The sequence below is a fragment of the Brevibacillus sp. FW301-21C12A genome (assembly GCF_058788915.1).
In genome coordinates this window covers 1-5991 of the sequence record NZ_JBYTBG010000088.1, presented here as the reverse complement: position 1 = coordinate 5991, position 5991 = coordinate 1, and the positions used below count along the sequence as shown (strand labels likewise).

The 5991-nt window shown below is 54.7% G+C and carries 5 protein-coding genes; 2 read left to right on the top strand and 3 right to left on the bottom strand.

Features of this window, described 5'->3' with window-relative positions; translation table 11 throughout:
• Positions 1-244 precede the first annotated feature (244 nt).
• Complete coding sequence (locus AC3WQH_RS25110; RefSeq protein WP_007776777.1) at positions 245-1933, top strand: M14 family metallopeptidase; 1689 nt, start codon at positions 245-247, stop codon at positions 1931-1933.
• A gap of 162 nt (positions 1934-2095) precedes the next feature.
• Here the strand turns inward: AC3WQH_RS25110 and AC3WQH_RS25105 are convergent, their stop codons facing one another.
• Together AC3WQH_RS25105 and AC3WQH_RS25100 are read right to left on the bottom strand one after the other, a co-directional pair.
• The gene (locus tag AC3WQH_RS25105; protein WP_492332310.1) at positions 2096-3046 is read right to left on the bottom strand and encodes a methyl-accepting chemotaxis protein; all 951 of its coding nucleotides are present in this window, start codon (positions 3044-3046) and stop codon (positions 2096-2098) included.
• Between the two features lie 22 nt (positions 3047-3068).
• Complete coding sequence (locus AC3WQH_RS25100; protein ID WP_005831565.1) at positions 3069-3824, bottom strand: hypothetical protein; 756 nt, start codon at positions 3822-3824, stop codon at positions 3069-3071.
• An 87-nt stretch (positions 3825-3911) separates the two neighbouring features.
• Here AC3WQH_RS25100 and AC3WQH_RS25095 point away from each other — a divergent pair, with 87 nt between their 5' ends.
• The gene (locus AC3WQH_RS25095) at positions 3912-5333 is read left to right on the top strand and encodes an RsmB/NOP family class I SAM-dependent RNA methyltransferase (protein ID WP_007776769.1); all 1422 of its coding nucleotides are present in this window, start codon (positions 3912-3914) and stop codon (positions 5331-5333) included.
• 359 nt (positions 5334-5692) lie between these two features.
• On the opposite strand, the gene AC3WQH_RS25090 is transcribed toward AC3WQH_RS25095, so the two are convergent.
• Complete coding sequence (locus tag AC3WQH_RS25090; RefSeq protein WP_492332311.1) at positions 5693-5968, bottom strand: PD-(D/E)XK nuclease domain-containing protein; 276 nt, start codon at positions 5966-5968, stop codon at positions 5693-5695.
• Positions 5969-5991 lie beyond the last annotated feature (23 nt).

Genomic DNA, 5991 nt, shown 5'->3' with positions numbered 1-5991 from the left:
GGAGTGTAAACCAGCCATATAAAAAAGTGAAAAACTACGCTAGAGGAAGATCAAGCACGTTTAATGGTGAAGAGCTAAACTTTTGTATCAATATGAAAATGATACCATATTATTCATGGCGAATCACACGGAAGTCCCGCTTTCTCTCCTGTGAAAATGAATAAAGAGGGCGATTATTATTTTTTAAATTATCTGATATTTTAAGAATGTACAACCATTCTCTGTTGATCCGTGGAGGGAACCTATGACCAAGAAGGTACGTTGCATCACATCTGCTGCCCTTGCCGTGTCGCTTTTGTCAAGCGGTTTTGCACTCCCCTGGGCGCCGCCGACCGCCCACGCTGCCCAGACGGACGCTCCTGTTCCGTACTATGGCCTCGGCCCAAGCTATGTACAGCCTGCAGAGGTCAAAAGTCTGTTCCCCGACCCGCAGCTCGATTTCGGCACCCCTGGCTTTGCCAAAGGAAAGGTCGCCTTCACTACCCAGGAAGAAATGCTGGCATACATAAGCAAGTTGGCAGAAACCAGCAAGCACGCCAAGCTGGTTTCGATCGGAACCTCGCTGGAGGGACGGGACATCCCGCTCCTTTTGTTCAGCAAAGACATGACGACCGTCAAGCAAAACCAGACAAAGCCGCTCGTCTGGCTGCAAGCGCAAATTCACGGAAACGAGCCTGCCGCCGGAGAATCCGCCCTCGTCATCGCCAAATGGCTGGCTGAAGACGCGCTCGGCGCCGATTTGCTCGACAAGGTCAACGTCGCCATCGTCCCCCGGCTCAACCCGGACGGCTCCTACCAGTTCAAGCGCTACATCGCTACCGATCTGGATGCCAACCGCGACTACATGAAGGTCGAGTATCCCGAGGTGCAAGCCGTACATCAGGCGATCAATGAGTTTCAGCCAGACGTGATCCTCGACGCGCACGAATACGGCGTCAACTACAGCCAGTTTGCCCACGTCGGGGAAAAGGGCGCAATCTCCTCCTATGACGTCCTGATCTCGTCCGCCAAAAACTTGAATATTCCCGAGTCGCTGCGCAAGCTGTCCGACTCGCTCCTGTTGGCCGATGCGCAAAAAGCGCTGGACAAGGAGCAGCTTTCCCACCACGCCTACTTCACGCTCGCCAAAGGCAAGGACGGCAAGGTGACCGCCACGGAAGGCAGCACGGAGACGCGCATCGGGCGCAATGCGCTCGGTTTGAAAAATACGTTGACCTTCCTCGTAGAAACGCGCGGCATCGGCATCGGACGGGCCGATTTTGAGCGTCGCGTCTACAGCCAGGCCGTCACGCACGCCGCCATCATCCAGTCCACCGCCGCCCATGCCGATGCGATCAAGGCAGCCGTCGCCCGCGCCCGCGAGGAAGTCACCGAAAAAGGCAGAAAAGCAAACGACGACGACAAACTCGTCATCACGAGCGAAAACAAACTCATCCCGAATCAGTCGCTGGTCGTCGTCGACGTGGCGCAGGCCAAAAAAGTGTCGGTCCCCATCGACTGGGTCAGCTCGACTGACGCCTACCCCGTGCTGGAGCGCGAACGCCCTACCGCCTACATCATGCCTGCTGCCTATCACGACGTGGCAGCCAAGCTGAAAAAGCTCGGAGTGGAGGTAAGCAAGCTGTCCGAAGAGACAACCGTGCCTGTCGAGCGCTACACCGTCAGCGAAAACAAAGTAAACACGACGTACGAAAACGGGCATTTTACGAACGAAGTCACGACCAATGTGACCAAGACGACCAAGACTTTCCCGGCCGGCAGCTATGTATTCAGCATGGCCCAGCCAAACGCCAACTTCATTGCACTCGCCCTGGAGCCGGAATCGGTCGACAGCTATGTCACCTTCAACTTCATTCCGGTCGAAGCCGGAGATGAGATGCCTGTGTACCGCTACATGCTGGAGCAGCCATTGCCTGTAGTAGACCCGTACTAGAACGGGTGGGCTAGCCGCTCTCTCCCGGCGAAGCTCTCGCCTCGGCTAAAAAACTCGGCTGTGCCAAGCGATTAACCTAGCCTTAGCTGCACAAAAAAGTCCCTCACCCATTAAGACTGCGGGGAGGGACTTTCCGTTTCACTTTGTCGAGGAATAATTTTATTAGGACAATACTTTTTTGACTTCTTTCAGGCTGCTCTGCAAAAGCTGGTCGACGACGCCCGCTTCTTTTACGTGGCCGATCAAATCTTCGTTCAGGTCGTCCAACAGGCCGCGCGCTGCATTGACCTGGCTGGACACCTCGTCGGCAAAGCGCTTTTGCTGCTGGATAATCTGCATGACGCCTGCCACTTCTTCGTTGACTTCGTGGAAAGCGCGCACGATTCCGTCCATTTTTTCGGACGCTTCCTTGCTGATCGCCAGTCCTTTTTTGATCGCGTTGCCGCTCTTCTCGCTGTTGGCGAGCGCTTCTTTTGTTTCCTCCTGGATTTTGCCGATCAGCTCGGCAATCGTTTTCGTCGAGTTCGCCGTCATTTCTGCCAGCTTGCGCACCTCGTCCGCCACGACTGCGAAGCCTCGTCCCTGCTCGCCTGCGCGCGCCGCCTCAATCGCGGCATTCAGCGCGAGCAAATTCGTCTGGTTGGCGATATCGCTAATGACCTTGACGATGCTCGTGATCTCCGAGGAGCGTTCTTCCAGCCGGCTCATCGAGCGGGACGTGTTCGTCGATTCTTTTTCTAGCTGGCTCATCACATCGACCACTTCGGTCATCGCCTTTTTGCCCGCCTCCGAGCGCTCGACCGAATCTTTGCAGATGACGGTCAGCCGCTCTCCGCGCACGGAGAGCTGGTTGGCAGACTCGTCGTCTTTTTCGTTGATGGCCTGGATTTTCTCCACGACGTTTTTCATTTGGGTGGCCAGACGGGCAAGCCCGTCGTGTTGAGCATTTACCTCATTGTGCTGGGAAATGATCGCCCCTATCTGTTCGTACAGTCCGCGCAGTTCCTTTTTCCACGCGTCTTGCTGCTGTGCTTCGCTCTCTGTTGCCAAGGGTGTCACTGCTGCCGCTGCTGTCTCTTTTTCCGCAAGTCCTTTGTCCTTTTTCCAAAACATTTGCTTCCCTCTCCTTTTTGCTTTACTTGTCTGCGCGGTGCGAATACGCGCGAGATTCGATGATCCCCGGGTGCTGCTTCGCGAGACTCAGCAAATTTTCCAAGAAATAGTAGTGCCCCTCCAACAGCTCCACGTCCTTGCGCTCGAAGTTTTTCACCTGCAAATACTGCTGCATCTCCAGGGCGTAGCGCTCCAATCTATCGTGAAAGTCGTTGGCGCGAAGCATCTGGTCCACTTCCGGATACTCTGTTTTTAACCGGTTGATTTCGCTGTACACCTTGCCGCCCTCCAGAATCATCTGGTAAGCCGTGCGCTCCAGCGAAGCAGCCGTGGCCGCTTCCTGCTCCTCACGCTCCTCGCGCAAAGCGGACAAGTACGTGATAAAATGGTAGACAGTTAAAAACAAAGGCCCTAAAAATAAAATGATCCCTGCTTTGTACACATGTTGATTGGACAAATTGCTGATGAGCAGGAAAAGGTGAAACAAGATCGCTCCCAACCATACATAGATGATGATCTGGTGATTGATCTTCCCTGCCTGTTGGTGGCGGGAAAAGGCAAAGGTAAGCCCGAGCAGGTAAAAAGCGAGCAACGTAAAGCTGGCCGAGAACAAGGCCATCTCCATATCGACAAGCCACTCTGCATCGGCGGGAATTTCGATGAAGAATTCAAAAGCGAGCACCAGCAGTGAGAAAAGCAACCCCATGATCCAAAATCGGCTGACTTCCGAGTCGTTCCTCCGCCGGGAACGGTAGCGTTCTGCACGGGATCCCTTCATAACAAGCTCTCACCTCATTTTCTATGATTCGCCATGATTCTAGCTTTTCCTTTTACATGCGGCCAAAATCTGACAACGGAGGCGTTTATGACACAAAATCTACCCGGACTTTTCACCGAACGAATGAAAAACCTGCTCGAACAGGAATACGAAGCGTTCATCGCTTCCTACGACCAGCCCGTCACGCACGGCTTGCGAGTCAATCCGCTCAAGGTCGCGCGCGAGCGTTTTCTCTCGCTCTCCCCGTTTGCGCTGGAGCCGGTTGCCTGGTGCGCAAACGGGTTTCGCTACCGCGAGCAAGACCGCCCCGGCAAGCATCCGTTTCACGCGGCGGGCTTGTACTACCTGCAAGAGCCAAGCGCCATGTCCGCCGCCGAGGCGCTCGACGCACAGCCGGGCGAGCGCATCCTCGACCTGTGCGCGGCTCCCGGCGGCAAGTCTACTCAGCTCGCTGCGGGACTGAACGGCGAAGGCTTGCTCGTTGCCAACGAAATTCACCCGGTTCGCGTGAAAGCGTTGGCGGAAAACCTGGAGCGCTGCGGCGTCAAAAACGCCGTCGTGACCAACGAGACGCCGGAGCGGCTGCAGGAGCGTTTTCCGCAGTTTTTCGATAAAATTCTCGTTGATGCCCCGTGCTCCGGCGAAGGGATGTTCCGCAAGCTGCCGGAAGCGGTGGAAGACTGGTCGCCGGACAAAGTGACGGAATGCCACCTCATGCAGCAAGACATTCTCGACGCCGCCAGCGCCATGCTCAAGCCGGGCGGAACGCTCGTCTACTCCACTTGCACGTTCGCTCCGCTGGAAAACGAGCAGTCTCTCGTCGATTTTCTCGCCCGCCATCCGGAATTTACAATCGTCCCGCTGCCGCAGCCGGAATGGTTCGCTCCCGGTCAGCCAAGCTGGGCCAATCCCGCCTGCGAAGCGCTCAGCGATACTGCGCGCCTGTGGCCGCATCGCTTGCAAGGCGAAGGCCACTACCTCGCCAAGCTGCAAAAAAGCGCCGATGCAAACGCAGCCCCAATCGCAGCGTCTGGCAAGCGCAAGGACAAGCGGGCCGCCAAAACCGCCGCTCCCGCCGGACGCAAGGAAGCGCTGGCTGCCTGGCGCGCTTTTGCCAAGGAAGCGATGCCGCAGCTCGCAGACGCATTTGCCGACGAATCCGCCTTTGTCCTGTTTGGCGAGCAACTGTACTACTCGCCCATCCCGGAAATGGACTGGGACAAGCTCAAGGTCGCGCGCGTCGGCCTGCATCTCGGTACGGTGAAAAAAAATCGGCTGGAGCCTGCCCATGCGCTCGCGCTCGCCATCACGCCCGCTGAGGCTGCCCGCGTCGCCGCTTACAGCGCGGACGATCCCGACCTGCTGCGCTATTTGAAAGGCGAAGCGCTCGCCCGGGACGGAGCGAACGGCTGGACACTCGTCGCCGTAGACGGCTTTTCCATCGGCTGGGGAAAGCAATCGGAGGGCCTGTTGAAAAATCACTATCCGAAAGGGTTGCGCTGGGTGTAAAAAGCATAAAAAAGCTCGCTCACATGTATGCGGTCAGGCCCCAATCCTACTAATCAACTGGAAAAACTCATCCGTCCGTTAGGCCAATAGCTGAAGCCAATGAGTACCGGACGTCAGCTTGCAGTCCAAAGCTTTTTAGTGTTCAACGAAATGGGGGCTTGCTCATACCGGCACTCTCTTCAACAATCTGCGCATAAAAATGACACCAATCATAACCAAATGATTGGTGTCAGATCTTTTCTTCTTCCACTGTCTACTTGACGTTGGGCAAACGTTACCCTTAAATCTGAAAATAAAATCCTGGGTGCCTTTATTCATAATATGGAGCTTTGCTATTTTTTACGAACTTGGATCGTGTTCTAAAAAGAAATGGGCTGGATAATAATTGTTTCGATCTGCTTTTCGTGTGTATCCAGCGATTTACTATATGCTTTGGAGAAAGCATCGACGTTTGCTATTACTCTATGCTTATCGTAGATAAAGAAGTAAATGTACTTTTCTTGATAGTGAAAAGCATCAGATCCGATTTGCTCGGTGGAGTTCACGTTCCTGCATGGATGGACGGGAGCATTTGACTTCGATGAACCACTGTCAATAGATTGGACACATAAAATCGAGAGAATTACACCACACATCGGTACATATGTTCGTATTGATT

Bases quoted from the DNA above. Each gene is read 5' to 3' on its own strand.
- AC3WQH_RS25105 (WP_492332310.1), bottom strand. From the start codon at position 3,046: ATGTTTTGGAAAAAGGACAAAGGACTTGCGGAAAAAGAGACAGCAGCG.
- AC3WQH_RS25090 (WP_492332311.1), bottom strand. From the start codon at position 5,968: ATGTGTGGTGTAATTCTCTCGATTTTATGTGTCCAATCTATTGACAGT.
- AC3WQH_RS25095 (WP_007776769.1), top strand. From the start codon at position 3,912: ATGACACAAAATCTACCCGGACTTTTCACCGAACGAATGAAAAACCTG.
- AC3WQH_RS25100 (WP_005831565.1), bottom strand. From the start codon at position 3,824: ATGAAGGGATCCCGTGCAGAACGCTACCGTTCCCGGCGGAGGAACGAC.
- AC3WQH_RS25110 (WP_007776777.1), top strand. From the start codon at position 245: ATGACCAAGAAGGTACGTTGCATCACATCTGCTGCCCTTGCCGTGTCG.